Source organism: Streptomyces sp. ADMS (assembly GCF_033441795.1).
Lineage (GTDB): Bacteria > Actinomycetota > Actinomycetes > Streptomycetales > Streptomycetaceae > Streptomyces.
In genome coordinates this window covers 96,418-119,776 of record NZ_JAVFVX010000010.1, presented here as the reverse complement: position 1 = coordinate 119,776, position 23,359 = coordinate 96,418, and the positions used below count along the sequence as shown (strand labels likewise).

The 23,359-nt window shown below is 69.6% G+C and carries 23 protein-coding genes and 1 tRNA gene; 9 read left to right on the top strand and 15 right to left on the bottom strand.

Features of this window, described 5'->3' with window-relative positions; all coding sequences use genetic code 11:
- Nucleotides 1–181: 181 nt before the first annotated feature.
- From RB628_RS07280 to RB628_RS07270, 3 genes are all read right to left on the bottom strand, one after another.
- The gene (locus tag RB628_RS07280; RefSeq protein WP_318319466.1) at nucleotides 182–1,105 is read right to left on the bottom strand and encodes an ion transporter; all 924 of its coding nucleotides are present in this window, start codon (nucleotides 1,103–1,105) and stop codon (nucleotides 182–184) included.
- Between the two features lie 659 nt (nucleotides 1,106–1,764).
- The gene (locus RB628_RS07275; RefSeq protein WP_318319465.1) at nucleotides 1,765–2,790 is read right to left on the bottom strand and encodes a hemolysin family protein; all 1,026 of its coding nucleotides are present in this window, start codon (nucleotides 2,788–2,790) and stop codon (nucleotides 1,765–1,767) included.
- Nucleotides 2,787–4,121, bottom strand: a complete 1,335-nt coding sequence (locus RB628_RS07270) for a hemolysin family protein (RefSeq protein ID WP_318319464.1) — start codon at nucleotides 4,119–4,121, stop codon at nucleotides 2,787–2,789. Before RB628_RS07270 ends, RB628_RS07275 begins: the two co-directional genes overlap by 4 nt.
- A 456-nt stretch (nucleotides 4,122–4,577) precedes the next feature.
- Between RB628_RS07270 and RB628_RS07265 the strand changes: the two genes are divergently transcribed.
- The 4 genes from RB628_RS07265 (at nucleotide 4,578) to RB628_RS07250 (ending at nucleotide 6,826) form a co-directional block, all read left to right on the top strand.
- Entirely contained in the window at nucleotides 4,578–4,799 is a 222-nt protein-coding gene (locus RB628_RS07265; protein ID WP_318319463.1) for a hypothetical protein, read from the top strand.
- Nucleotides 4,800–4,895: 96 nt separating this feature from the next.
- On the top strand, nucleotides 4,896–5,969 hold the full coding sequence (locus tag RB628_RS07260; protein WP_318319473.1) for a sporulation protein: 1,074 nt from the start codon (nucleotides 4,896–4,898) through the stop codon (nucleotides 5,967–5,969).
- Nucleotides 5,970–6,076: 107 nt separating this feature from the next.
- Nucleotides 6,077–6,532 carry a TerB family tellurite resistance protein gene (locus tag RB628_RS07255; protein WP_318319462.1) on the top strand — a complete coding sequence of 152 codons (456 nt, stop codon included), beginning with the start codon at nucleotides 6,077–6,079 and terminating at the stop codon, nucleotides 6,530–6,532.
- Nucleotides 6,533–6,562: 30 nt separating this feature from the next.
- The gene (locus RB628_RS07250) at nucleotides 6,563–6,826 is read left to right on the top strand and encodes a GlsB/YeaQ/YmgE family stress response membrane protein (protein WP_318319461.1); all 264 of its coding nucleotides are present in this window, start codon (nucleotides 6,563–6,565) and stop codon (nucleotides 6,824–6,826) included.
- Nucleotides 6,827–6,900: 74 nt separating this feature from the next.
- Here RB628_RS07250 and RB628_RS07245 read toward each other — a convergent pair whose 3' ends face one another.
- The 3 genes from RB628_RS07245 to RB628_RS07235 form a co-directional block, all read right to left on the bottom strand.
- A complete protein-coding gene (locus tag RB628_RS07245) occupies nucleotides 6,901–7,830 on the bottom strand; it encodes a M56 family metallopeptidase (protein WP_318319460.1) in 930 nt (309 codons plus the stop codon).
- Nucleotides 7,831–7,835: 5 nt separating this feature from the next.
- A complete protein-coding gene (locus RB628_RS07240) occupies nucleotides 7,836–8,240 on the bottom strand; it encodes a BlaI/MecI/CopY family transcriptional regulator (protein ID WP_318319459.1) in 405 nt (134 codons plus the stop codon).
- Between the two features lie 152 nt (nucleotides 8,241–8,392).
- Entirely contained in the window at nucleotides 8,393–8,800 is a 408-nt protein-coding gene (locus tag RB628_RS07235) for a BlaI/MecI/CopY family transcriptional regulator (protein ID WP_318319458.1), read from the bottom strand.
- Nucleotides 8,801–9,242: 442 nt separating this feature from the next.
- Here RB628_RS07235 and RB628_RS07230 point away from each other — a divergent pair, with 442 nt between their 5' ends.
- The 4 genes from RB628_RS07230 (at nucleotide 9,243) to RB628_RS07215 (ending at nucleotide 12,190) form a co-directional block, all read left to right on the top strand.
- Complete coding sequence (locus RB628_RS07230; RefSeq protein WP_318319457.1) at nucleotides 9,243–9,818, top strand: TerD family protein; 576 nt, start codon at nucleotides 9,243–9,245, stop codon at nucleotides 9,816–9,818.
- 147 nt (nucleotides 9,819–9,965) lie between these two features.
- A complete protein-coding gene (locus RB628_RS07225; protein WP_318319456.1) occupies nucleotides 9,966–10,712 on the top strand; it encodes a hypothetical protein in 747 nt (248 codons plus the stop codon).
- Nucleotides 10,713–10,884: 172 nt separating this feature from the next.
- Nucleotides 10,885–11,466, top strand: a complete 582-nt coding sequence (locus RB628_RS07220; protein ID WP_318319455.1) for a TerD family protein — start codon at nucleotides 10,885–10,887, stop codon at nucleotides 11,464–11,466.
- A gap of 259 nt (nucleotides 11,467–11,725) precedes the next feature.
- Complete coding sequence (locus RB628_RS07215) at nucleotides 11,726–12,190, top strand: hypothetical protein (RefSeq protein WP_318319454.1); 465 nt, start codon at nucleotides 11,726–11,728, stop codon at nucleotides 12,188–12,190.
- A 582-nt stretch (nucleotides 12,191–12,772) separates the two neighbouring features.
- Here RB628_RS07215 and RB628_RS07210 read toward each other — a convergent pair.
- The 8 genes from RB628_RS07210 to RB628_RS07175 all read right to left on the bottom strand — a co-directional run bounded on the left by RB628_RS07210 (nucleotide 12,773) and on the right by RB628_RS07175 (nucleotide 20,014).
- The gene (locus RB628_RS07210) at nucleotides 12,773–13,198 is read right to left on the bottom strand and encodes a PIN domain-containing protein (RefSeq protein ID WP_318319453.1); all 426 of its coding nucleotides are present in this window, start codon (nucleotides 13,196–13,198) and stop codon (nucleotides 12,773–12,775) included.
- Nucleotides 13,195–13,473, bottom strand: coding sequence for a CopG family transcriptional regulator (locus RB628_RS07205; RefSeq protein WP_318319452.1), 279 nt, complete (start codon nucleotides 13,471–13,473; stop codon nucleotides 13,195–13,197). Before RB628_RS07205 ends, RB628_RS07210 begins: the two co-directional genes overlap by 4 nt.
- Before the next feature lie 62 nt (nucleotides 13,474–13,535).
- Entirely contained in the window at nucleotides 13,536–14,432 is an 897-nt protein-coding gene (locus tag RB628_RS07200) for a phosphorothioated DNA-binding restriction endonuclease (protein WP_318319472.1), read from the bottom strand.
- Nucleotides 14,433–14,496: 64 nt separating this feature from the next.
- Complete coding sequence (locus RB628_RS07195) at nucleotides 14,497–17,169, bottom strand: ATP/GTP-binding protein (protein WP_318319451.1); 2,673 nt, start codon at nucleotides 17,167–17,169, stop codon at nucleotides 14,497–14,499.
- Nucleotides 17,170–17,334: 165 nt separating this feature from the next.
- Nucleotides 17,335–18,138 (bottom strand): hypothetical protein, encoded by an 804-nt coding sequence (locus tag RB628_RS07190; RefSeq protein ID WP_318319450.1) that lies wholly within the window; start codon nucleotides 18,136–18,138, stop codon nucleotides 17,335–17,337.
- 2 nt (nucleotides 18,139–18,140) lie between these two features.
- A tRNA-Pro gene (locus tag RB628_RS07185) sits at nucleotides 18,141–18,214 on the bottom strand.
- Nucleotides 18,215–18,256: 42 nt separating this feature from the next.
- Nucleotides 18,257–19,033 (bottom strand): Pr6Pr family membrane protein, encoded by a 777-nt coding sequence (locus RB628_RS07180; protein WP_318319449.1) that lies wholly within the window; start codon nucleotides 19,031–19,033, stop codon nucleotides 18,257–18,259.
- A gap of 54 nt (nucleotides 19,034–19,087) precedes the next feature.
- Nucleotides 19,088–20,014, bottom strand: coding sequence for a metallophosphoesterase (locus tag RB628_RS07175; RefSeq protein WP_318319448.1), 927 nt, complete (start codon nucleotides 20,012–20,014; stop codon nucleotides 19,088–19,090).
- Nucleotides 20,015–20,092: 78 nt separating this feature from the next.
- On the opposite strand from RB628_RS07175, the gene RB628_RS07170 reads away from it, so the two are divergent.
- Nucleotides 20,093–20,557, top strand: coding sequence for a GatB/YqeY domain-containing protein (locus RB628_RS07170; RefSeq protein ID WP_318319447.1), 465 nt, complete (start codon nucleotides 20,093–20,095; stop codon nucleotides 20,555–20,557).
- Nucleotides 20,558–20,674: 117 nt separating this feature from the next.
- Here the strand turns inward: RB628_RS07170 and RB628_RS07165 are convergent, their stop codons facing one another.
- Nucleotides 20,675–22,954: a transglycosylase domain-containing protein gene (locus RB628_RS07165; RefSeq protein ID WP_318319446.1), complete on the bottom strand. Its 2,280-nt coding sequence runs from the start codon at nucleotides 22,952–22,954 to the stop codon at nucleotides 20,675–20,677.
- Nucleotides 22,955–23,359: the final 405 nt, after the last annotated feature.

Below are 23,359 nucleotides of genomic sequence, written 5' to 3'. Positions count from 1 at the left end.
CCGGCTTGTACCAGGAGGACTTCCCAACTGAGCCGGCGGGGCCGAGCCCGTCGGCAAGGCGTCGGATCTCCCGCCATCGGCCAAGCCGCGGTCGTGAACGGCTGCCGGCGGTGAGGTCCGCTCCGATGGGGGCCTCGTCGGTGTGGCGGTGCACGGTGGAGAGCCGCCTACGGCGGCACGATCAGTGATCCTCCAGCCGGGGCTGCGGTGCGGTGGGTGCTGCCGTGGGGGCCGCCTCTTCGCGGGGCAGGGGCGTGGACAGAGCGGCCAGTTCGGCTTCCAGGGTGTCGAGTGCCTGGCGGGCTGTCGCGATGCTCTCGTGCAGGCGTCGGGCATCGGGCACGGCGGGTTGTTCCTGTGGCTGCCGGGCCGATGCCTCGAGTTCGCGGGCTTCTTCGAGGGAGTTGATGACGACGCCGATGAGGAGGTTGACCAGGACGAAGGAGCCGAGCAGGACGTAGGAGCCGAAGTAGAGGATGGTCCAGCGGGAGATCTCCAGGCCCGTGCGGACCGCGTCGCCGAGGCCGTCGAGGGTGATCAGGAGGAAGAGAGTGAGGACGGCGCGGCCGAGGGAGCCGTAGTGCTCGGGGTCGTCGTCGGCGAGGAACACCCAGCCGACCATGGCGTAGACGTACAGCAGCAGCGCCCCGACCAGCAGGAAACTCACGGTTCCGGGCAGGCTCTTGCCGACGGCCACGAGCACGATCCGCAGCTGGGGCAGAAAGCGCGCCGCGCGCGCCACCCTGGCCAGCCGGAGCAGCCGGAGCACGGTGGCGTTCTCGCGGGCGAACGGCAGGAACGCCGCGGTGACGACGAGCAGGTCGAACACGTTCCACGGGTCGCGGAAGAAGTCCTTGGGGCGGTCGGCGTGGGCGGCGGCCCGCAGCAGGATCTCGGCGGTGAACGCGGCGAGGAAGACAAGCTCCGCGGCTTGAAGGGTGCTGTGCCATTCGTCCACGACGCCGGTGTACGTCTCGATGCCCAGCAGTACGGCGTTGCCCGCGATGAGGCAGAAGACGGTGACAGTGAACGCCGCCGAGTCCACGATGCGGCGGCTGCGGTCGGCCAGGGCGTGCCGTAACTGCGCGGCGGTCCGTTCGGACATGGGGTGATTCGTTTCCTCGCAGACCTGTTCCGGCGCTCCAACAGGTGTGGATCTTAAAGGGTGTTGGCGCCGGTCCGGGCCGCCGGCCAGGATCCGGCCGCTCTTGCCGTCTCCCGCCGGGCGGAGACCGACCGGCGGGCGGACAGGTGGCCGGGGAGGCGGTCACCGGATGGGGGAGTGCGCTGGTCGTGGATCAAGCGTGCCCCGGTTGGAAGGTGAGCAGGGGCGCGGCCTCGGTCACCGGGGTGAACGCCGTGGCCGGCCGGTCGGCCGTGGCCGGCCAGGGGCGTACTGGAGGGCGACGGCGACAGGCAGGTGGAGGACGTGGACGGTGAAGGCGTCGGCAGCCGCGCCGAGACCTGACCGAGTGATGCCACCAGGTCCCCGGGGCTCCGCGTCGATTCGGCGCAGCGTGTCGGCGATCCACGCCAGGACGTCCTGGTGACCGCCGCGCGCAGGCCCTCCTGGAGCCGACGCGGCGGATCGCCAGGCTGGGCGGGAGCCCGGCTCGGGCAGCCACGGCCCGCATCGGGGCGGCCTTGAAGCCCTGGCCGGCGAAGGTTTCGGGCGCGGCCCTGCGCAGCCGCGCCCGCCCCTCAGGTACGCCGGTGCCACAGCGTTCATGCCCGGCAGGCTGTCCGCGCCGGCCGCGGATCGGCTCAGAGCGCCTCGGAGGGGCTGGGACCGACGAGTTCTTCCAGGACGTCTTCCATGGTGACGAAGCCGATGACGGTGCCCTTCTCGCCGGTGACGGCTGCCAGGTGGGTGCCGGCGGCGCGCATGGCGGTCATGGTGTCGTCCAGCGGGGTGTCGATCTCGACCTGGATGACCGGGTGCAGGACGCTGCGCGGGAAGGGCCGGGTGCGCTCGGCCACGCCCAGGGCGTCCTTGATGTGGAGATAGCCCAGCACCTCGTCGGCGGGGCCGGTGACCGGCAGGCGGGAGAACCCGCAGGCCGCGGCGGCGCGTTCCAGCTGCTGCGGGGTGGTCTCGTGGCCCACGGTGACCGTCTTGTTCAGCGGCACCATCACCTCGCCGGCCGGGCGGGTGCCCAGTTCCAGGGCGTCCTGGAGGCGTTCGACGTCAGCGGGGTCCAGCAGCCCGGCCTCGCTGGAGTCCTTGACCAGACGGGCGAGTTCGTCGTCGGTGAAGACGGAGACGACCTCGTCCTTCGGCTCGACCTTCAGCAGCCGCAGCAGGGTGTTGGCGAAGGCGTTGATACCGAAGATGACGGGCTTCAGCGCCCGGGTGAGGGCGACCAGCGGCGGGCCGAGCAGCAGCGCGGTCGGCGCGGGTGCGGCGAGTGCGATGTTCTTCGGCACCATCTCGCCGACCAGCATGTGCAGATAGGTCGCCGCCGTGAGCGCGATGACGAAGGCGATCGGGTGGATCAGTGCCTCGGGCACGCCGATCGCGTGGAAGGGCGGCTCCAGCAGGTGGGCGATGGCGGGTTCGGCGACCGCGCCCAGTACGAGGGAGGAGACGGTGATGCCGAGCTGGGCGGTGGCCATCATCGCGGACAGGTGTTCAAGGGCCCACAGGGTGCTTTTCGCCCGCCGGTTGCCCTCTCGCGCGGCCGGTTCGATCTGGCTGCGACGTACCGAGATGAGGGCGAACTCGGCGCCGACGAAGAACGCGTTGGTGATCAGGGTGAGCGCGCCGATCAGCAGCTGGATCGTGGTCATCGCGTGTCCTCCGTGCTGGGATGGGCGGCGGCCGGGGCGGTGATGCGGACCCGGTCGGCCCGGTGGTGCTCGATGTCCAGGACGGCCAGCTGCCAGCCGTCCACCTGGATGCGGTCGGTCAGGGCCGGAATGCGCTCCAGACGGGTCGCGACCAGGCCGGCCAGGGTCTCGTACGGGCCCTCCGGCGCCAGGAAACCGATCTCCTTGAGCTCGTCCAGGCGGACGCTGCCGTCGGCCTCCCACACCGGCCGGCCGTCCGGGGAGGGTGCGAGGGGCATCAGGCCGGGCTGCTGGTGCGGGTCGTGTTCGTCGCGGACTTCGCCGACGACCTCCTCGACGATGTCCTCGACCGTGGCGACGCCGGCGGTGCCGCCGTACTCGTCGATGATCACGGCCATGGTGCGGGAGGCGCGCAGTCGGCCCAGCAGCTTGTCGACCGGCAGCGAGTGGGGCACCCGCAGCGGTTCGGTGGCCAGGCCGGTGACCGCCGTCACGGCCCGCTTGTCCTCCTCCAGGGCGAGGACGTCGCGGATGTGGATGGTGCCGATGACCTCGTCGAGGCTGTCGCGGTAGACGGGGAAGCGGGACAGGCCGGTGGCCAGCGTGAGGTTCGCCGCGTCCGCGGCACTGGCGTGAGCCTCCAGGGCCTGCACGTCCACGCGCGGGGTCATGACGTTCTCGGCGGTCAGTTCGCTCAGGTGCAAGGTCTTCACGAACAGCTCGGCCGAGTCCGCCTCGATCGCTCCCTCACGGGCGGAGTGCTGGGCGAGTGCGACCAGCTCCTCCGGGGTGCGGGCGGAGGCGAGTTCTTCCTGCGGTTCCAGTCCGAGCCGGCGCACCAGATGGTTCGCGGTGTTGTTCAGATGGCGGATCAGCGGGGCGAACGCGGCGGTGAAGCCGCGCTGCGGACCGGCCACCACCTTGGCCACGGCCAGTGGGCTGGAGATCGCCCAGTTCTTCGGCACCAGCTCGCCGACCACCATCAGGACCACCGTGGCGAGGGTGACGCTCAGCAGGGTCGAGACGGTGGAGACGGCGCCGGTCGGCAGGCCGGCCGCTTGAAGCGGGCCGCGCAGCAGGGCGGCGAGTGACGGCTCGGCGAGCATGCCGATCACCAGCGAGGTCACCGTGATGCCCAGCTGGGCGCCGGAGAGCTGGAAGGTCAGCTTGCGTACGGCCTTCAACGCCCCGTCCGCGCCGCGTTCACCGGCCGCCGCGGCGCGCTCCAGCTCGCCGCGCTCGATCGTGGTCAGGGAGAACTCGGCCGCGACGAACACCGCACACGCCAAGGTGAGGGCCAGGGCCAGGAGCAGCAGCAGGATTTCGGTCACCGTGCCACCCCCGATCCCTCACGTACGTGTGGTGGGCGGGCAATGGCACGGCTGGGACTGGGAGGTTCACCCATGGCGGGTCTGCTGCTCCTTCTTGGCTCATCGGATCGGGCGGATCCCGGGACGGTTCGGTGAGGCGTTCACACCCCCCCCATGGTAAAGGGGCGGTAAAGCTCCCCTGTGGGGGCGGCTTCCGCCACTCGCAGGAGTGCTTTTCGGACGTTTCGTGGGCAAGCCGCCAGGATGCCGTCCGCGTGGGGCACCTCACCCCTATGCTTCTACATGCGTGTAGATAACGCGAGGGGGTGGCCCGGATGTTCCCGGCTGCCCCTCGGGCGACGGGCGGGGACGGGGGGGCACGCACCGGTTTGAGCAGCACACTATCCGCCGGTCGCGGCCACCCCGCCGGCACGTCGTCCGGATCATCCGTCGGTGTTTTCCCCTGGGAGGGCTGTCGTGGCTTCGATCGACCTGGACAAGGTGCTGGACAAGGCGTGGGCGGACAAGAGTCTGCCGGAGATCCTCGCCGCGCCGGTCTCCGCGCTGAAGGGGGTCTCGGACCGGGGCGGTGAACTCCTTCAGGAGGCGTTCGGCGTCAAGACGGTCGCTGATCTGGCCGAGCTGAAGTACGCGCGCTGGGCGCAGGCCCTGGCCGCACTCGACACCTCGACCAAGTAGCCCTCTCCCGCCGGGCGGCGGGCCTCACCCCCTTCGGGGTCTGCCGCCCGGCGGGGTCAAGAACCCGTACGTACACATGAAGGAGTGAACGCCACGATGGTGTTCAAGCGGCTGCTCGGTTCGCTCGGCGTGGGCGGGCCCACGGTGGACACGGTCCTGAACCCGGGCGCGGTACTGCCCGGCGGGACCCTGAGCGGGCAGGTCCACCTGCGGGGCGGTGACGCGGACTTCACGATCGAGCACATCACCCTGGAGCTGATGGCCCGCGTCGAGGCCGAGCACGACGGCGGGGAGTCCGAGGGCGCGGTCGTCTTCGACCGGTTCACCGTCGGCGGCGGCTTCCGTCTCGCCGCCGGCGAGCTGCACAGCGTGCCCTTCAGCGTGATGCTGCCATGGGAGACCCCCATCACCGAGCTGTACGGGCAGGGACTGGGCATCGTGCTCGGGGTGCGCACCGAACTGGCGGTGGCGGGCGCGAAGGACAAGGGCGACCTCGACCAGCTCACTGTGGCCCCGCTGCCCGCCCAGGAGGCGATCCTGGAGGCGCTCGGGCAGCTCGGCTTCGGCTTCAAAGCCGCCGACCTGGAACTGGGGCGCATCGGGGGCACCGGTCAGCAGCTGCCCTTCTACCAGGAGATCGAACTCGCCCCGGCGCCGCAGTACGCGCACCAGGTCAACGAGATCGAGGTGACCTTCCTCGCGAACCCGGGCGGCATGGAGGTGATCCTGGAGGCCGACAAGCGCGGCGGCCTCTTCGCGGGGGGCCACGACGCGGTGACCCGCTTCACCGTCCACCATCACGGCGTCGAGCAGCACGACTGGCACGCGGAAGTCGACGGCTGGATCCGTCAGCTCATCGAGCACCGCGCCTCCTACGGTGGTCACGGCTCGTACGGGCACGGCGAGTCGCACCACGGCGGCCACTACGGACACGGCGACCCCTACGCCGCTCACAACAGCCACGCCCACAAGGACGACCACGGCCATGGCCACGGCGATGGCCACGGGCACCGCTCCGGGCCGGGCATGGGCACCGTGGTCGCGGCCGGTGCGGCGGGACTCGCCGTCGGTGTGGTCGGCGGCATGGTCGCGGCCGAAGTCGTCGACGAGGTGGGCGACTTCTTCGAAGGAGACGAAGAGGACGAGGGCGACGACGGCGACGAGGGCTGAGGAGCCCGCGCGCTCTTGCCACCCCTGATAGCTTCTACATCAATGTAGAAGGATTGGTTGTCCGGGCCCTAAACGGCCCGGACGGCCCTGAGACGTACGGAGTTGGCATGGCCCTGTGGGACCGTCTCAAGGAGTCCGCATCGACGATGCAGACCCAGCTCAACGCCAAGAAGAACGACCTCAAGAGCGGTGCCTTCCGCGACGCCAGTATGGCGATGTGCGCGCTGGTCGCCGCGGCCGACGGCACCATCGACCCGGCCGAGCGCCGCAAGGTGGCCCAGCTCATCGCCACCAACGAGGTACTGCAGAACTTCCCCGCCGAGGACCTGCAGCGCCGCTTCGACGACAACTGCAACAAGCTGGCCGCCGACTTCGACTTCGGCAAGGTCAGCGTCGTGCAGGAGGTCGCCAAGGCGAAGAAGAAGCCCGCCGAGGCACGCGCCGTCATCCAGATCGGCATCGTCATCGGCGGCGCCGACGGCGACTTCGACAAGGACGAGCAGCAGATCGTGCGCGAAGCCTGCTACGCCCTCGACCTGCCGCCCCACGAGTTCGACCTCTAGAACGCATACGACGCACGGGAAGGGACGGGCATGGAGATCTCCGGGATCATCAGCGCCATCGTGATCGGCGTCATCGTCGGCACGCTGGGACGGCTGGTTCTGCCGGGCCGTCAGCGCATCGGCGTGCTGTGGACGATCGGCGTCGGTATCGCCGCGGCCTTCGTCGGCACCGGTATCGCCGCGGGCCTGGGAGTGGCGGACACCAAGGGCGTCGACTGGGTCGAATGGCTCATCCAGATCGGACTCGCCGCTGTGGGCGTGGCCGCCCTCGAACGCTTCAAAGGCCGCCGCTGACCCTGCAGCCGGACAGGGGTGCTGCCGCCGGACGGGCGCCAGCACCCCTCTTCGCACGCATCGCAAGGATCCGGCTACATCGGGGTGGCCGCGTGCAGGATGAGGAACAGAGTGACGGCCGAGTTCGCCGAGGACAGCGCCGATGCGGTGGTGCCCGCGGCGGCCATCCAGGCGGCCAGGCCCACCGTGGTGAAGACCGGTGGCCAGATCCGTGCGGTGGGAGCCGGTGAGAGCAGGGCGGCGACCCGGCGCGGCACCGGACCGGGGGCCGCGAAGTGCGCGAGCGTGGCGATGGGCGCGCCCCGGGAGATCAGCGCGGACCTGCCGATCGCCAGTGCCACGGTGCGTCGGCTGCCCACGGCGGTGGCCGCCTCCTCGTCCGCCCATCGCTCGGCGCAGTACGTGACGGCGGTCCGCAGCGGCCGCAGGAACGGGTTGGCCCGTGCGGCGAGCTGCACGGTGAGCAGGAACCGGTGGTGGCGACGGGTCAGATGCGCGCGCTCGTGGGCGAACAGGGCGCGGCGCTCGGCCGAACTGAGCCCGGTGAGCATCCCGGTGGTGACCACGATCCGGTTCCGCCTGCCGGGCAGCGCGTAGGCGTAGGGCAGTTCGTCGGGCAGCACCGCCACCGATGTTGCAGGCAGGCCCGCAAGGGCGCGTTCGGCCCGGCGGCGTACCCGGTGGTGGCGCCACGCCGTCCGGGTACACGCGGCGAGCACCGCGATCAGGGCGGGGATGGCGGCCTTGCCCGCGATCTCGTCGTACGGGACGGCCTCGCGGACCTGGGGGTCCGACCAGCCGTCGGGCAGCGGGTTGCCGGGCAGCTGCGCGGTGCCGACCACCATCAACAGGGCCAGGCACAGGGTGCTGCACACCGCGAGCACCCCGGCGACGGCCGACAGCAGCCAGGTCGCCGCCCGGGGGTGCAGACGCTGTTCGGCAAGGCGTGCGATGGGCCAGGCCGTCAACGGCAGCACCAGCGGCAGGAAGACGAAGACCCCCATGGCGGTTAGTCTTCCCCCTCGCCGGGACCCTGGGCCAGCAAACCGCGCAGCACCTGTTCGTCCTCCGGCGTCAGACTGGTCAGGAAACGGGCCAGAACCGCTTCCCGGTCGCTCTCGGCGTCCAGGACCCTCCGCATCCGCAAGGCGGCCAGCCCGGCGGCGTCGGCGATGGCGGTCCACTCGAACGAGCGGCCAGCCCGCCGACGGGTGACCGCGCCCTTGGCGTGCAGCCGGGTCAGGATGGTTATCACCGTGGTGTAGGCGAGGGTGCCGCCGAGGCGTTCCTGGACCCAGGCCGCAGGAACCGCCCCGGGGGCCTGGTGCAGCGCGGCGAGCACCTGCGTCTCCAGCTCGCCCTGGCCGCGCCGGCGCGGAGACTGCTCGATTCCGCCCCTGTTCTGGTCCGTCATACCGCCAACCTCCCGTCTGTCGGCCCCGCCTGCCGCCGCGGGAGCGGTTCATCGTACTGAGCTCTGTCACCCGCCGGCCCGCCGCCGTTTCCACGATGTCCACGTCCCCGCGCCGGCCCCGGGGCCGGCCCGCCCCGACTGGGCGGGTCGGATCAACTGCCCGTGTCCGCCCTTGTGGTGGTGTTGAGTCTCAGGCACAGCGACCGTTCGTCGTCCGGAGACAGTCCGGCGACGAACCGGCTGAGCACGGCGCCCCGGTCGCTCTCTCCGTCGAGGATCTGGCGCATGCGCCGGGCGGCCAGCCCTGCTGCATCGAAGACGGCCCTCCAGACATAAGAGCGCCCCTCGCGGTGGCGCACGACGGCCTGCTTGCCGTGCAGCCGCGTCAGCGTCGTCACCACCGTGGTGTAGGCGAGAGAAGGGTCGATCTGCTCGCGCACCCAGCCGGCCGTCACCGGCCCCGGCGCGCTGCCCAGGGAGGTCAGCACACTGGCCTCCAGTTCGCCCGGCCCTCTGCGGGGGCGTGCGCGCGGCGGCGGCTCGTCCTGCTTGTCATCCACCTGCCACTCCTCTCCGTCGCTGCCGGGCACGAGGCGATGAAGCATGCCGTCGCACATGCTCAGGATGCCCTCTGCGTCCGTTATCTTCTACGCCGTTGTAGATTCTTGACTCCGTCGGCACGGAAGCAGGGCGCCGCAGGGTGGGACGTGACACGCCGCAGCGAACCGCCACGCCGGGCGGCGCGGGGAGGCGGACGTGTGGACAGGCGGTCTGGCGCATCCCGCGAACGCCGAGGGCCCCCGCGCGGTGACCCTTGCCGTCGGCCGCGGCTGCCCCGGGCTGCGAGGCTGACCGGCCACCTGCGTCACCGCGCTCCAGATCCGGTTGCGGTACGGACGGCCCCGGCAACCCCCAGTAATTTCTACAGTGCTGTAGATTTCGGATCATTCAACGGACCGGGCGCACTCGTCCGGTCCATGTGGCACGAGAGAGGGATGCGACATGGGTGTAAGCCTCGCCAAGGGCGGCAACGTCTCGCTCAGCAAGGAAGTTCCGGGGCTGACCGCGGTCCTGGTCGGCCTGGGCTGGGACATCCGGACCACGACCGGCACCGACTACGACCTCGACGCCTCCGCGCTGCTCGTCGACGCCGCCGGCAAGGTGCCCTCCGACCAGCACTTCATCTTCTACAACAACCTCAAAAGCCCCGACGGCTCCGTCGAGCACACCGGCGACAACCTTACCGGCGAGGGCGAGGGCGACGACGAGGTGGTCAAGGTGAACCTCACCACCGTGCCCGCCGAGATCGACCGCATCGTCTTCCCGGTCTCCATCCACGACGCCGAGAACCGCGGCCAGAGCTTCGGCCAGGTCCGCGGCGCCTTCATCCGCGTCGTCAACCAGGCCGGCGGCGCCGAGATCGCCCGCTACGACCTGTCCGAGGACGCCGCCACCGAGACCGCGATGGTCTTCGGCGAGCTGTACCGCAACGGCGCCGAGTGGAAGTTCCGCGCGGTCGGCCAGGGCTACGCCGCAGGCCTGGCGGGCATCGCCGCCGACTTCGGCGTCGGCGTCTGACCCGCCGCCACGCGTCTTCCGGCGGGCCGGACCCCGTATATGTCCGGCCCGCCCACGACGAGCACGTCCACTGCCGGACTCCCGACGCGGGTCCGTGCCACCGGAACGCCGGTGCCGACCCGCACCACACGATCCGGGGGGATCTTCATGAATGAGCCGGGCCGCCTCGAAACGGTCGACCGAGCCGACTTCGCACACACGCTTCACGAGGCGCTGGGCGCCCCTGACATCCGCGAAGCCCTGCAGCAGCCGACCGCGCGGGTCACCGAAGATCAGTTACGCGCCCGGGCGCTGACCGTGACCGACACCATCGCCGCCGAAGCCTCAGCCGAGTACGCCGCGCTGCTCCGGCTGCGGACCGCAGCCGCCACAGCCCGCACCGGCCGGCCCCGGCCGCCCGTACCCGCGACCGTCGGCGACGGGTTGCTGGCGGCACTGGCCGTACTCGCGCCGGTCCTGTCCGCCACGGCGGCGGCCATCTTCCTGCTCCTCGGCCACGGACTCCAGCTGGCCGGCGTCCAGCAGCCCCTCGCCATCACGCTGATCCGGGCCGGCTGGACCGCCGGGGCCACAGCGATGCTCGCCGCCGTGGCGGCGGGCACCGGACTCGTGATCACCGCAGCGCGGCACCGCACCCCACCCCACCGCCCGCAGCCGGACGCCGCCTCCCTCGCCCAGGCGCATGCGGTGTGGCGCCAGGCCCTGCTGGAGCGCGGACTGCTCCCGTTCCTGCGCCGCCAGCTGCACCAGCCGTCCACCCCCGCACCGCAGCCCCACCCCGCCTCACCTCCCGCACCGCAGCCCCACCCCGCCTCACCTCCCGTACAGCGGCGCACCCGCCCCGGCTACAGCAGCCCGGACTTCACCAGTCCCGCCCTCCCTTCCCGGGACTGACACTGTCCCCACGGGCGGGCGCGCACGCCGAGCGGGTGTCCCCGGACCGTGCCGCCCGCCGGGGCCGGGCGCGCCCCTGCCCACTTTCTCTACAGTGCTGTAGATTCATGGGGGCTGCTCCAACACGCCGCTGGGGCACCGCACTTCGCCCCCGAGCAACAGGAGGAATCCGGTGGGAGTCACGCTGACCAAGGGCCAGCAGATCAGCCTGGAGAAGACCGGCGGGCAACCGCTCAGCGTCGTACGGATGGGACTGGGCTGGCAGGCCGCCCCGCGCAAGGGCTTCCTCGCCAAACTGACCGCCCGCGAGATCGACCTCGACGCCTCCGCGGTGCTCTTCGCCGCCAACGAGCCGATCGATGTCGTCTTCTTCCAGCACCTGAGCAGCGACGACGGCTCGGTCCGCCACACCGGCGACAACCTCGTCGGCGGCGCCGGCCAGGGCGGCGACGACGAGTCGATCCTCGTGGACCTGCTGCGCCTGCCCGCACACGTCGACCAGATCGTCTTCACCGTCAACTCCTTCACCGGCCAGACCTTCGCCGAGGTGCAGAACGCCTTCTGCCGCCTCGTCGACGAGAACACCGGCGAGGAACTGGCCCGCTTCACCCTCTCCGGCGGCGGCCCCTACACCGCCCAGATCATGGCCAAGGTCCACCGCTCCGGCGGCACCTGGCACATGTCCGCCATCGGGGAGCCGGCCAACGGCCGCACCTTCCAGGACCTGATGCCCGCCATCGCCAGCCACCTCTAGCCCAGGCCTGGCGCGCGACGTGTGCGGCTCGGTGGTCCTGGTCCTGGTCCTGGTATGGCGTCGGCGGATCTCCCCGAATTGCCGGGACGGGGCTGGGCTGGGGCATATGCTGTGCATGGCAGATCGCGCCTGCCCGCTCCGAGTCATGGTGGCCCACGTCCATCGTGGCGGCGAAGACAAGGTTCCCCGAATCGCGCAGCAGCGTTCCGCCAGGTCATCCAAGTATCCGCGGCGGGGTGGACGTGGGGTGTCCCGTCCGATGGAGCACACGATGACCAGGAACCGTCGCAACAAGGCTGAGGTTCACGCCCACCAGGCAGCCACAGGAATGGCGTATCTGGTGGCCCGCCGACAGATCGCTGCCTTGGCCGAGGTGATGCAGCAGCATCCGCGGCTCACCTCCTTCGGCATCGGCGTCTTCGATCCCCTTCGCAAGACGGCCGAGCAGCGCCGGACCGACCTCGCCGTCGGCCGCGAGGAGTTGGCCGGAGGCGTGGCCATGGTGATGGAGACGGCCGAGTGGCTGCGCGAGAACGTCACGCCGATCAAGATCCCTGCCGCCAGCAGCTACAGCGTGAAACACGTGATGGAGCGGGCAACCGGCAGGTACGTCACCAATGGCGAGTTCATTGCCGCCGCTCTCGTCGCTGGCTACACCTTCAAGTACGCGCAGCCGAATGTGCTGTTCGGAATGAGCGCCCGGGACCTGAAGCGGATGAACTGAGCGCCCCGGCAGGGATCCCTCCGGCCGTCTGAACGGGCCTCAAAGGGGCTTGGTCTTCCATGGGGGCGTCGTTGTGTGCGCAGGACCTTCGAGATCCTGCGCACACGACAGCTTCAGCCAGGGCGCCGGTAGTAACGGCCGAAAGACCAACGGCATCTGACGGATGGTCCTCGGCCGTGCCGCGGCTCCCGTTCCCGGTGCCGGCTGGCGTACGGAGGCGGAAACAGATCACCAGGTTGTCCAGCAGGGAGATGAGCGCCTCGACCACCCGGCCGAACCTGCGACACGCCGGCGTGGTCGCCCTCTGGGCTCATAACGGTGCAGTCATCGCTGGTGTCTTGGCGGCGCTCTTCGGTTTCCTGGCCGTGAGCAGAAGGGCAGCAGACTGTGCGCAGGACGTACGGGAGCGCGCCGAGTCCGAGGTTGCGAAGGCTGTCGCGGCACCGCGTGATGAGAGCCCGGTCAGGTAGGGCGATTGGTGCGTCTGTCCTGGCCAGGATCCGGGGCTTGAAGCCGTGCGGGATGTCCCACTCCCGGGCTGGTGCCATCCCAGCTGCGGGCCCTTGAGGGGCGCGGGTCGGGTCACACCTTCTTGACGACGACCGTGTCCGGGACCAGTTTCTCCAGGTCGTCGACGTCCGAGGTGAAGACGGTGACCTGTCCCTTCTGCCGTCGTGCGATCACGGCGAGCACGGCGTCGATCGCGTACTTGTGGCCGTGCAACTTGGCGTCGGCCAGGAGCCGGCGTGCCTGGCGGGCCTCGTCCTTCCCGATGTCGGCGACCTGGAGCCGGGACAGTACCCAGTCCCAGCGCTGTTCGGTCGTTCTGCCGTCGTACGCCTCGACCAGGGTCATCGGCGACGTCACCACTTCGGCCTCCCCCCGCGCCGCGAGGTCGAGCCAGGCGATCATCTTCCGATCACCGCGCACGGCCAGGGACAGGGCTTCACAGTCCAGGACGAAGACACGGAGCGGCCTCTGCCCGTGCTCACCGACTAGCTTCTTCACGCAGCCTCTCCGGCGTTGTGCTGTCCGGAGGCGCGGCGCCGCTCGTGTTCGGCGTCGAGATCCTCCAGCTCGTCGAGCGCCGCCGAACGCTCGTCCTCAGTCACGGGGCCGTGCTCTTCCTGCAGCCAGTCGGCCAGTTCCCGGAGCCGGTCCCGGTCGCGTTTGGAGCGCAGCGCCTCGGCGACGTACGCCGACAGGCCCCGCTCTGCCGCGTCCGCGCGGATCTCGTCCAGGAGATCCTCGGGGATCGTCACGGTTACCTTCTTCGTCGCCATACAAGAGACCATACTCTTGGTATCGCACTCCTTACCAGCGGGGCACAGCCGACAATGCGAGGTCAGGCGGCCGTGGCAGGGCGCGGGCTGCCGTGGAAGACCTGGCTGGTGTGCCAGGAGCGGTGGATGGCGGCGACGGGGTGGGCGCCGGGCTGAGGTCCGATGAGTGGTCGGTCGGCGAGCGCGAGGACGTGTTCGCGGGCGGCGGGGCTGTGGCCGACGAAGCGCTGGGAGACCAGGATGCGGTGGCTCTCGCCGACACCGAGGACGCCCTTGTCGAAGAGCTTGTGGTGCAGGGAGCACAGGCACAACCCGTTGTCGACGTCGTCCGGTCCGTCGAACGCCCACCAGCGCACGTGTGCGGCCTCCAGCCCGACCGGCACCGCGCCGATCCTGCCGTCGTAGCCGCAGAAGGCACACCGATACTCGTAGGCCGTCAGGACCTGCTCCCGCATCCGCGGATCCCGCCGCCTCCGCACGGCGGCCGAGAGCTGTCCGGTCTGTGCCGGCTCCAGCTCCAGGCCGACGGCTTCGCACAGGTCGCCGTGGAGCGAAGGCGGGAAGTGCAGGTCGAGCAGGACGCGTGCCATCCGGCCGAGCAGCGCTGGTTCACGCCGCAGAGCCGCCCGCAGTTCCGGCGCCAGCCGCCCCGCGGCCCCCTCGGCCCGCAACTCCCGCACCCCGCTGCCGGGGCTGGCCGGTCCGCGATCGGTACGCACCTCCCACACGCCGTCGCTCACCAGGTGGTGGAACGGGTAGGCCGGAGTCGTCCTGTTCGGCGGACCGTACTCGGTCAGCAGCCGCTGCAGATCCTCCTCCACCGCGCTGTACCGTAGTTCGCTGGCGGCATCCTGCTGGAACCGACCGAGCGCGTACAGCAACAGCAACGGCTTGTGCGGAGCGCGGATCCCGCTTCTGGTCCACTGCCTCAGTTGCGCGGTGCGCTCCAGCCAGTCCATGACCGGCGATCGTAGTCGCGCCTCGTTGACCAGCGATCTGCGCATGTGTGGAAATGTGGAAAGCCTAACGAGTCGTGGCGCGGTGATTGCGACGTGTCGTAACCAGGTGGCGCCATTGTTCGCGGGTCTGTTGTTCGCCGTCGATCCACCGTGCTCGCGCGGTGTGCTCGGGAAGCGGAAGGCCGGCCATGAAGTGGGCGATTTCGACGTAGTAGGAGTAGTCGCCGCTCTGCGTGAGTTCGCGCAGGCGGGTGATCGCGGTGGCGAGGTCGTCCTGGGTGTCGAGGACGGCGTGGTGGAAGCACAGGGCCAGTTGCAGTTTCGCCGCGGCGTAGGCAATGCCGGAGACACCGATTTCGGCGAGCAGTACGGCCGCCCGGCCGGGCAGGTCGGCGGCGAACCCGGCGTCGCGTACGAGCACGGCGATGCGAGCGGTCATCTCGCTGGAGCGCAGGCTGAGGTGGGACAACAGCCGTTCCGCCAGATCGAGTTCGTCATCGGCCCGAAGCGGATCGGAGAAGGAGACGGCGAAGGCGAGATGCGCCTGCACCATGGCGGTCTCGCCGACCCCACCGTGCTCCTCGGCTTCGCTCCGGCCTGCCAGGTAGGCGGCTACCGCCCTCTCCATGTCGCCCTGCACCCACCACACGTCTCCCAGCACCCGATGGTGCCGCCCCTCCCAACCCAGCATCCCCGCGGCTTCGACCGCGGTCGGGAAGTCTCCGGACAGTCGGCTCAGGTGTGCCAGGCCGCGCCGAGCCGCGGAAGCGAGCCGACCGTCGGCGGAGGCGACGCGCTGCATCCCGCGACGCGAATCACCGGTCAGACCGAGGTCTCGCTGCACCTTCGCCAGGTAGTACGTGGCCAGTTCGACCAGGTCATCGGGGAGCAGCTCCGAGGCGAGGACGGCCGAGAGTCGACTGGCCGTGCGTTCACGGTGCTCGTGCTGGCGCCGGGCGATGGCGCTGAGCGTTTCCACCAGGGCGTCCGCCGCAGTCTGCAGGCCGCCCGACGACATGGCATCGGCGGCGGGAAGTGCCAGCGGTTCCCAGATGGAGTCCCCTACGTACTGGAATGCGGCATCGGCGAGCCAGCCGAGACCGAGACGGAAGTCCCGTGCGAGGAGCAGCCCTTGCTGGAGACAGCCGACCAGCACGGCGCGGTCGCGTCGCAGGTCCTGGCGCCACTGCGATTCCAGGGCGCCGAAGGCGCGCTGGGCCGCGCGCTGCCAGTCCTGCTCCGACCAGCGGTCGTCACTGCCGTCGTCCGCGTTGCGAATAGCGGCGCGGATCAAGTCGTGGACATGGAAGGGCCACACACCGGAGGAGGACTCCCGGATGAAGGGGCGCTCGGTCAGGCGTAGGGCGGGCGCGTCGTGGTCCATGCCGGCGACCTGGGTGGCCAGAGGAACAGAGAACGCGTTGAGCAGGCTGACCGAGCGGAGCACGTGGCGTTCCTCGGCGGTCAGGTCGCTGAGGGTACGGGCGATCAGGGCGGGGAAGTCGTGGTCGAAGTCGGTGACCTGTGGCTGCCTGCCACTGCGCCGAAGTTCCAGGTAGCGCATGACCGACAGGTCCAGGTACAGGGGTAGCCCGTGGGAGCGCTCGGCGATGATCCGGCGGACTGGCTCGTCGATCAGCGGGTGCCCGTCGCGGCTGAGCCTGCGGGCCAGATAGTCCTCGCAGTCTTCGAAGGAGAAGTCGCCGATCAGGATCTGGCGGCCGGACACGCCTGACCCGCTATTTGCCGTGTCGGAGACGAGGCTGGGCCAGGCGTTCGGCCCGGTCCAGTCGAGTTGCCCTTCCAGGCTCGTTTCCGCCCACTGGAGGCGGTTGCGCCCGGTGACGACGAAGAACGCGTTCGGCATCAGCCACACGATGCGCTGGAGCAGGCGCTCGAAGTCACGGTGGGTACGGTCGCCGGTGTCCTCGAAGGTGTCCAGCAGGATCACGGGTAGCGCGCTCTTGTCGGCCGGAAGTTGGGCCAGGTCCCAGGCGAGCAAGTGCGGGTAGAAGCTGAGGGCTTCCAGGTCGGGCTCGGCCTCCAGGAGGTCGGCCAGGCGCGAACAGCCGGCGAGGGCACGTACGGACTGACGCCGCTCGCGTAACGCCTTGATGAGCGCTCCGGCCCCATGGCCGAGTGCGCCCCCGACGGTGCCGGGCAGGAGCAGCGCCTGGGCCACGTCGCTGAGGGCGGACTGCATCTGCTGCGGCAGGGCGGCAGCGGCGCTGAAGCGGCTCAGCAGCCCGCCCCGGCGCAGGTAGTCCTCGATCGTTTCGCCCGGGTGGTTGTGCTCCCAGAAGCGGCGCAGGGCAAGGTCGAAGGCGGGCATCGGCCGGCCGAGCGCGGCGACGGCAAGACGGACGGTGAGGATGACGCGTTCGAAGTCCATGCCCGCAGCGCGCGCGAGATCGATACGGACCGGCAGAGTCCGCTCCTCGGGGTGGGACGGCGACTCCCATTGCGCCGGGCGGTGCTCGCTGCGGGCTAGCGACGCCTCGATCTTGCGGGAGAGCGTGGACTTGCCGATCCCGCCCACACCGTGGAACACCAGGATGTTGCGGCGGGGAGCCTCCAGGTCCTCCACGTCGAAGTCCGCACGGGTCACGTGCCGTATGCGCTCAGCGAGGCCGGCGGTCACCGCTTGCCACTGTGCCTGCCGGTTCGTGAACGCCTCACTGGCGGCGATGCTCCGGTCGTTCGAGCTGAACAGCGTTCGAAGGTCCCGCCCTGCCACAGCTCCCCCTGACGGTCAACTGGAGCCAAGCCAAGCTCCGTTGACGACAGCATGGCACGCCCGCATTCAGGCAGGTCCGCAGACCGCATCCGGCACGCGGCAGTTCAGCCGACGGCCTCGGTCAGGGGACGGTGGCCACGGGTTCCCCGTCCTGCGTACTCACCCTCACAGGTCGAACAGGCTCTCCTGGAAGTTCTCGACGACATCCCGTCGTGGGTAGAACAGGCCCAGCAGCAGGAATGTTCTGGGGCGGGCCGCGACGTTCCCGACGAAGCAGTGCACGGCCTTCTCCGGAGTGACCATCCGATCGAACCAGCGCTCGCGAAGCTTCTCCTCCACGCAGTCCTTCCCGTAGTGGCGAACGAACTTGCGGTACGACATGCCCGCCTCCCAGTCCCTCAGCCCCATGTCGTGACCACCGCACTCCTGGTCCGCGCATCGGAAGCTGTACCGGAACTCAAGTGGCACCCACTCCAGTTGGCGAAGATCCTGCGCGAGTAGATCCAACTGATCTGCCAGGGCCGCCTTCGAAGCTGGCCAGGGCTCGGCAGGGGCGAAGCGGAAGCCAGTGAACTCCGCTGGTCGGAAGATGCCGAGCGACGTACCCCGCACCTCTTGGTCGCGCTTGATGGCGCATAGGGACGGAGCCACGAGGGGCCGGACATGTGAGAAGCGTTCGCGCCAGCCGTCCGCTGACCCGAGGCGCTCGATGACCTTGAGCGTCTCCATGTTGGGGCGCAAGCTCTCGGGGCGACGGTCCCCGTGGTGCCGGTACACGTGGACCTCAACGATCGAGTACTTGGCGAACTGGCTCTCTTCATTCAGCGGCCGGAAAGGGACCGGGAAGAGCCGGACTGCTCTGGGAGAAGCCGACCAAGATCTTCTCTCAGACTTCTCCCAAGCGATCTCCAGGAACCACTCAGGGGCCTGATCCATCAACTGGATCAGGCCCCTGACCTGGTACTTCACTGTCGGGGTGGCGGGATTTGAACCCACGACCTCTTCGTCCCGAACGAAGCGCGCTGCCAAGCTGCGCTACACCCCGATGTCGCTGCTTGACCTGCTTGTCGCGGCGACGTCGTTTACTTTAGCCCACCGTCGGCCCCAGGCGAAATCCGGTTTTCGCGCGGTGGCGGACCGGGTTCGGGCGGATGTGGTCGAGGGTTACGAGGAGGACGGCGAGGGCGTAGAAGGCGAGGCCGAGGAGGAGGGCGTTGCCCAGGACGCTCTTGTAGCCGTGCTCGGCCACGTCGAGGAAGCCGTACAGGTAGCGGTTCGGTGTGCCCGGGAGGATCAGTTCGCCTCGGGCCAGAGTGAAGGTCAGATAGGCCAGCGGGTACAGGAGCCAGGGCGCCGCTTGGCGCAGGTGCAGTTGGCCGGAGGCGGTCAGGAACAGCCAGTTGACGAGTGCCGCGATCGGGATCGCCGTATGCAGGACCAGGTTCGTCGTGGCGTGCCAGCCGGTTGGTGGGGTGGGCGTGGCGAACGGGCTCGACGGGTTTGCCAGCAGTCCGTGGTGGACCAGGGCCGCGATCACCACGTACAGGAGCGCGGCGCCCGTCAGGCCGCTGGGCAGGGGCCGGCGGGCCGTCCAGGCGCGGCGGGCCGAGACGGTCATGACCAGGGTCAGCAGGATGCCGCTCTGGATCGTGAACTGGCTCAGGACCTGGAACGGGCTGCCCAGGAGCAGTTCGCCCGTCACGGCCGTGGCCGCCGTGGCGGCGGTGAGGAGGCGGAAGATCGCCGTCATGGGGCGGCGTACCGGAGTCACCACCGCCGTGGCGGGGACGGGGGAGGGGAAGAGTGCCGGTCCGCCCGGGAGCGCGGGGAGGTCCGGTAGGTCGCTGGGTATCGGGGCGGTCATGCCCTCACGCTAGGGCGAGCGGGCATATCGGGCGATCCGGGCGGGCTGTGTGGGTTACGCCCGCTCGGTCAACGTCAGCAGTGTCGCCTCCGGCGGGCAGGCGAACCGTACCGGCGTGTAGCGGTTCGCGCCGCAGCCCGCCGAGACGTGGAGGTACGACGTCCGGCCCTCCGCCGTGTGTGTCGACAGGCCCTTCACGCGGTCCGTGTCCAGGTCGCAGTTGGTGACCAGCGCGCCGTAGAAGGGGATGCACAGCTGGCCGCCGTGCGTGTGGCCCGCCAGGGTCAGCGGGTACGCGTCCGCCGTGAACGCGTCCAGGACCCGGAGGTAGGGGGCGTGGACCACGGCCATCGAGAAGTCCGCCGTCTTCGAGGGGCCGCCGGCCACGTGGGCGTACCGGTCCCGCTTGATGTGCGGGTCGTCCAGGCCCGTCAGTTCCACCGACATGCCGTCGATCTTCAGCGTGCCGCGCGTGTTCGTGAGGTTGAGCCAGCCCGCCGTGTCGAAGCCGTCGCGCAGTTCCTCCCACGGGTTGTGGACCACGTCGACCGCCGGCGCGTTGCCGTTGAGCCCGTGCTTGCCCTGGGCCTTCTCGACCAGGTAGCGGGCGGGGTTACGGGGTTTGGGGCCGTAGTAGTCGTTCGAGCCGAAGACGTACGCGCCAGGGAACCGCATCAGCGGGCCGAGCGCGTCCAGCACCTCGGGCACGCCCTCCGGGTCGGACAGGTTGTCGCCCGTGTTGATCACGAAGTCGGGGCGCAGAGCGGCCAGGGAGCGGAGCCAGCGCTGCTTCTTGTACTGCCCGCCGACCATGTGGATGTCGGAGACCTGGAGTACGCGCAAGGGGCGCATACCGGCGGGCAGCACCGGCACCGTCACTCGTCGAAGGCGGAAGGAGCGGGTCTCGAAACCCGCCGAGTAGACGAGGCCGGCGGCGGCAACCGCCGTGATTCCCAGGGGTACTGCGTATCGCGCGCGCATGCTCCCATGGTGTCAGGCGGGGAGGGACGGTGGAAATCCACGGGCGTTCCGCTTCCCGCACCTGCGACAATCGATCCCATGACCACGCTCAAGTCGAAGCTCAGGGAAGACCTCAACGCCGCCATCAAGGAGCGCGACGAGCTCCGCTCCTCGACGCTCCGGCTGACCCTCACCGCGATCACTCAGGAAGAGGTCTCCGGCAAGGAGAAGCGCGAGCTCTCCGACGAGGAGGTCACCAAGGTGATCACCCGCGAGGCGAAGAAACGCCGCGAGGCGGCCGAGGCCTTCGCCCAGGGCGACCGCCCCGAGCAGGCCGAGCGCGAGAAGGCGGAGGGCGAGATCCTCGCCGCCTACCTGCCCAAGCAGCTCGACGACGACGAACTGAACCGGATCGTCGCCCAGGCCGTCGAGGAGGCGAAGGCGGCCGGCGCCGAGGGACCGCGCGCCATGGGCCAGGTCATGAAGATCGTGAACCCGAAGGTCGCCGGCCTCGCCGAGGGCGGCCGGGTCGCCGCCGCGGTCAGGAAGCTCCTCGCCGGCTGACCCGCCACAGACACCGACGCGCCTGTACGTCGATGGGGGCGCCCTTCTCAAGAAGGGCGCCCCCATCGACGTCCTGCGGACTACCAGGACCACTGCTCACCTCGACGCGCGGACCCTCTACGGGAATCCTCCGTTGTTGTTCCCGTTGTTCCCGTTGTTGCCGCCGTTGTCGTTGCCCTGGATGAAGCCCTCGGGGAGGGAGAAGGACGGCGTCGGGAACGTCGTGTTCCCGTCCGTGGTGCTGCCGTCCGTCGTGCCGCCGTTGTTGCCGTTGTTGTCCCCGTTGTCTCCGTCCTCGTCACCGTTGTCCGGCTGCTGGACGGGCGGTTCGACGATGGGGACGAGGTTGAACTGCCCGGATTCCTTGCCTTCGAGGGCGCCGGTCATGGCGTCCTTCCAGATGGGGCCCGGGACCGCGCCGCCGAAGACGAGTTCGTGGTACTCGCCGCCGATCCTGATGTTGCGCATCTTCACGTTCTGCATGGCGCTGCCGACCCAGACGGCACCGGACAGCGTCGGCGTGTAGCCGACGAACCAGGCGTTCCTGCGCTCGTCCGTCGTACCCGTCTTACCGGCGTTGTCGCGGCCGTCGGTGAGGCCGGCCTCCTGGCCGGTGCCGGAGTCGACCACGCCCCGGAGCAGGGTGTTGACGGTGTCCGCGGTCGTCTCCGACATCGCGCGCGAGCACGTCGACTTCGGGACCTCCAGCGACTTCTCCTGGCCGTTGGCCTTCTGCGTGATCGACTCGATGGCGACCGGCGTGCAGTACATGCCCCGGGAGGCGAAGGCCGCGTACGCGCTCGCCATCGTCAGCGGGGAGATGCCCTTGGAACCGAGGGCGATGGCGGGAACCTCGGGCAGCTTGTCGCCGTTGCCCTGTGTCACGTGCAGCGCGTCGGTCATCTTGACCACCGGGCAGAGGCCGATGTCGGAGATCATCTGCACGAAGTAGGTGTTGACCGACAGTTCCATCGCCTTTCGCAGGCGGTACGGGCCCTTCTCCGACTCGCTCTCGTTCTCGAGCTTCTCGCCCTTCAGGTTGACCCACGGCTTGCCACTGCAGGTCTGGACCGGGCTCGGGTACTCCATCTCGTACGGCGACGAGTACTCCTGGATCGCCGGGCGCCCCTCCTCAAGGGCCGCCGCCGCCACGAACGGCTTGAACGTCGAACCGGTCGGGAAGCCGAAGTTGGAGCCGCCCCTGTCGTTGCCGACCGAGTAGTTGATCTCGGTCTCGTTCTTGCCGTAGCCGTACGGCTTCGACTGGCCCATGCCGAGGATCTTGCCGGTGCCCGGCTCGACCAGCGTGACCGCCGTCGCGACCGAGTCCGACTTGTACACATGCTCCTTGATCGACGCCTGCACGGACGCCTGCGACTGCGGGTCCAGCGTCGTACGGATGGTCAGTCCGCCCTGGTTCCAGATCTTCGTGCGGGCCTCGCGGGTCTTGCCGAAGACCGGGTTGCCGAGGAACTCCTGCTCGACGTACTTGCAGAAGAAGCCCGCGCCCTTGACCGCCGCGATGCAGCCGTTCTTCGGCTGGCTGACCTTCAGGCCGAGCGGTTTCTCCTGGGCGGCGTCGGCCTCCTGCGGGGAGATGTCACCGACCTCCGCCATGCGCTGGAGCACGGTGTTGCGGCGCTTGGTGGCCTCCGCCGGGTCGTTCACCGGGTCGTACCGGGTCGGCGACTGGACGATGCCGGCCAGGAGGGCCGCCTCGGCGAGGGTGAGGTCCTTCGAGGACTTGGAGAAGTAGCGCCGGGAGCCGGCCTCGACGCCGTAGGCCTGCTGGCCGAAGAACGTGATGTTCAGGTAGTTCTCGAGGATCTTCTTCTTGCCCAGCTCCTCCTCGACCTGGATCGCGAACTTCAGCTCCTTGACCTTGCGGCCGATGGTCTGCTGAGTGGCCTGCGCGACCTTCGTCGGGTCGTCGCCCGCCTCCTCGACGAACACGTTCTTCACGTACTGCTGCGTGAGCGTGGAGGCGCCCTCCGCGACGCCGCCGCTCTGCGCGTTTCTGTTGAGGGCGCGCAGGACGCCCTTGAGGTCGATCGCGCCGTGCTCGTAGAACCGTGAGTCCTCGATCGCGACGATCGCCTTCTGCATGTACGGCGAGATGTTCTTGAGCTCGACGACCGTGCGGTCGCGCGAGTAGACCGTGGCGAGCTGGCCGCCCTTGGCGTCCAGGATCGTGGTGCGCTGGCTCAGCGGCGGGCGCTTGAGATTGGCCGGGATCTCGTCGAACCCCTCGACCGAACCCTTGGCCGCGAGACCGAGCGCGCCGGCGGCGGGCAGGGCGATGCCCGCCATGACGGCTCCCGCGAGCACGCTGACACCGAGAAACTTGGCGGCCTGCTGCGTTACCGACAGACCACCACCCGAGCGCTTGTTTGGCATGAGGGCAGCCTACGTTCTCATTCGCCGGACACGCGTACAGGCCTTGGCCTAAGCTGCTCACAACTGTCACAGCAGTGAGGTCACGTATCAATACGTCCGCGAACCCCGAAACGTTTCGGATGTAGTCCAACTTTTTTGTGGAGCACGTGCCCGGATCCGCCTTGTGTGTCACGAGGTGTCCGTTGTGGCCCAGCTGAACTGTCCCGCTTTGTCGGGATAGTCACGCATGTCGGTCGCTCACTCCCCCGGGTGATCTGCCGCTTACCCATAGTCCGTTCGGGCCATTCAAGATTGGGCCCGAAGGGGGTGTTGCGCCGTGCCCGCCTTCCGTAACGTCCTCAACTGGCGGCGGTGAATATGCCGCTGCCGCCGTGGGGGAGCCTCGATTCGGGAGAGGACGGCGCC

Excerpts from the sequence above, each read along its gene's own strand:
- RB628_RS07280 (WP_318319466.1), bottom strand. The coding sequence starts at position 1,105 with ATGTCCGAACGGACCGCCGCGCAGTTACGGCACGCCCTGGCCGACCGC.
- RB628_RS07275 (WP_318319465.1), bottom strand. The coding sequence starts at position 2,790 with ATGACCACGATCCAGCTGCTGATCGGCGCGCTCACCCTGATCACCAAC.
- RB628_RS07260 (WP_318319473.1), top strand. The coding sequence starts at position 4,896 with ATGGTGTTCAAGCGGCTGCTCGGTTCGCTCGGCGTGGGCGGGCCCACG.
- RB628_RS07255 (WP_318319462.1), top strand. The coding sequence starts at position 6,077 with ATGGCCCTGTGGGACCGTCTCAAGGAGTCCGCATCGACGATGCAGACC.
- RB628_RS07250 (WP_318319461.1), top strand. The coding sequence starts at position 6,563 with ATGGAGATCTCCGGGATCATCAGCGCCATCGTGATCGGCGTCATCGTC.
- RB628_RS07245 (WP_318319460.1), bottom strand. The coding sequence starts at position 7,830 with ATGGGGGTCTTCGTCTTCCTGCCGCTGGTGCTGCCGTTGACGGCCTGG.
- RB628_RS07240 (WP_318319459.1), bottom strand. The coding sequence starts at position 8,240 with ATGACGGACCAGAACAGGGGCGGAATCGAGCAGTCTCCGCGCCGGCGC.
- RB628_RS07230 (WP_318319457.1), top strand. The coding sequence starts at position 9,243 with ATGGGTGTAAGCCTCGCCAAGGGCGGCAACGTCTCGCTCAGCAAGGAA.
- RB628_RS07225 (WP_318319456.1), top strand. The coding sequence starts at position 9,966 with ATGAATGAGCCGGGCCGCCTCGAAACGGTCGACCGAGCCGACTTCGCA.
- RB628_RS07215 (WP_318319454.1), top strand. The coding sequence starts at position 11,726 with ATGGAGCACACGATGACCAGGAACCGTCGCAACAAGGCTGAGGTTCAC.
- RB628_RS07205 (WP_318319452.1), bottom strand. The coding sequence starts at position 13,473 with ATGGCGACGAAGAAGGTAACCGTGACGATCCCCGAGGATCTCCTGGAC.
- RB628_RS07200 (WP_318319472.1), bottom strand. The coding sequence starts at position 14,432 with ATGGACTGGCTGGAGCGCACCGCGCAACTGAGGCAGTGGACCAGAAGC.
- RB628_RS07180 (WP_318319449.1), bottom strand. The coding sequence starts at position 19,033 with ATGACCGCCCCGATACCCAGCGACCTACCGGACCTCCCCGCGCTCCCG.
- RB628_RS07175 (WP_318319448.1), bottom strand. The coding sequence starts at position 20,014 with ATGCGCGCGCGATACGCAGTACCCCTGGGAATCACGGCGGTTGCCGCC.
- RB628_RS07170 (WP_318319447.1), top strand. The coding sequence starts at position 20,093 with ATGACCACGCTCAAGTCGAAGCTCAGGGAAGACCTCAACGCCGCCATC.
- RB628_RS07165 (WP_318319446.1), bottom strand. The coding sequence starts at position 22,954 with ATGCCAAACAAGCGCTCGGGTGGTGGTCTGTCGGTAACGCAGCAGGCC.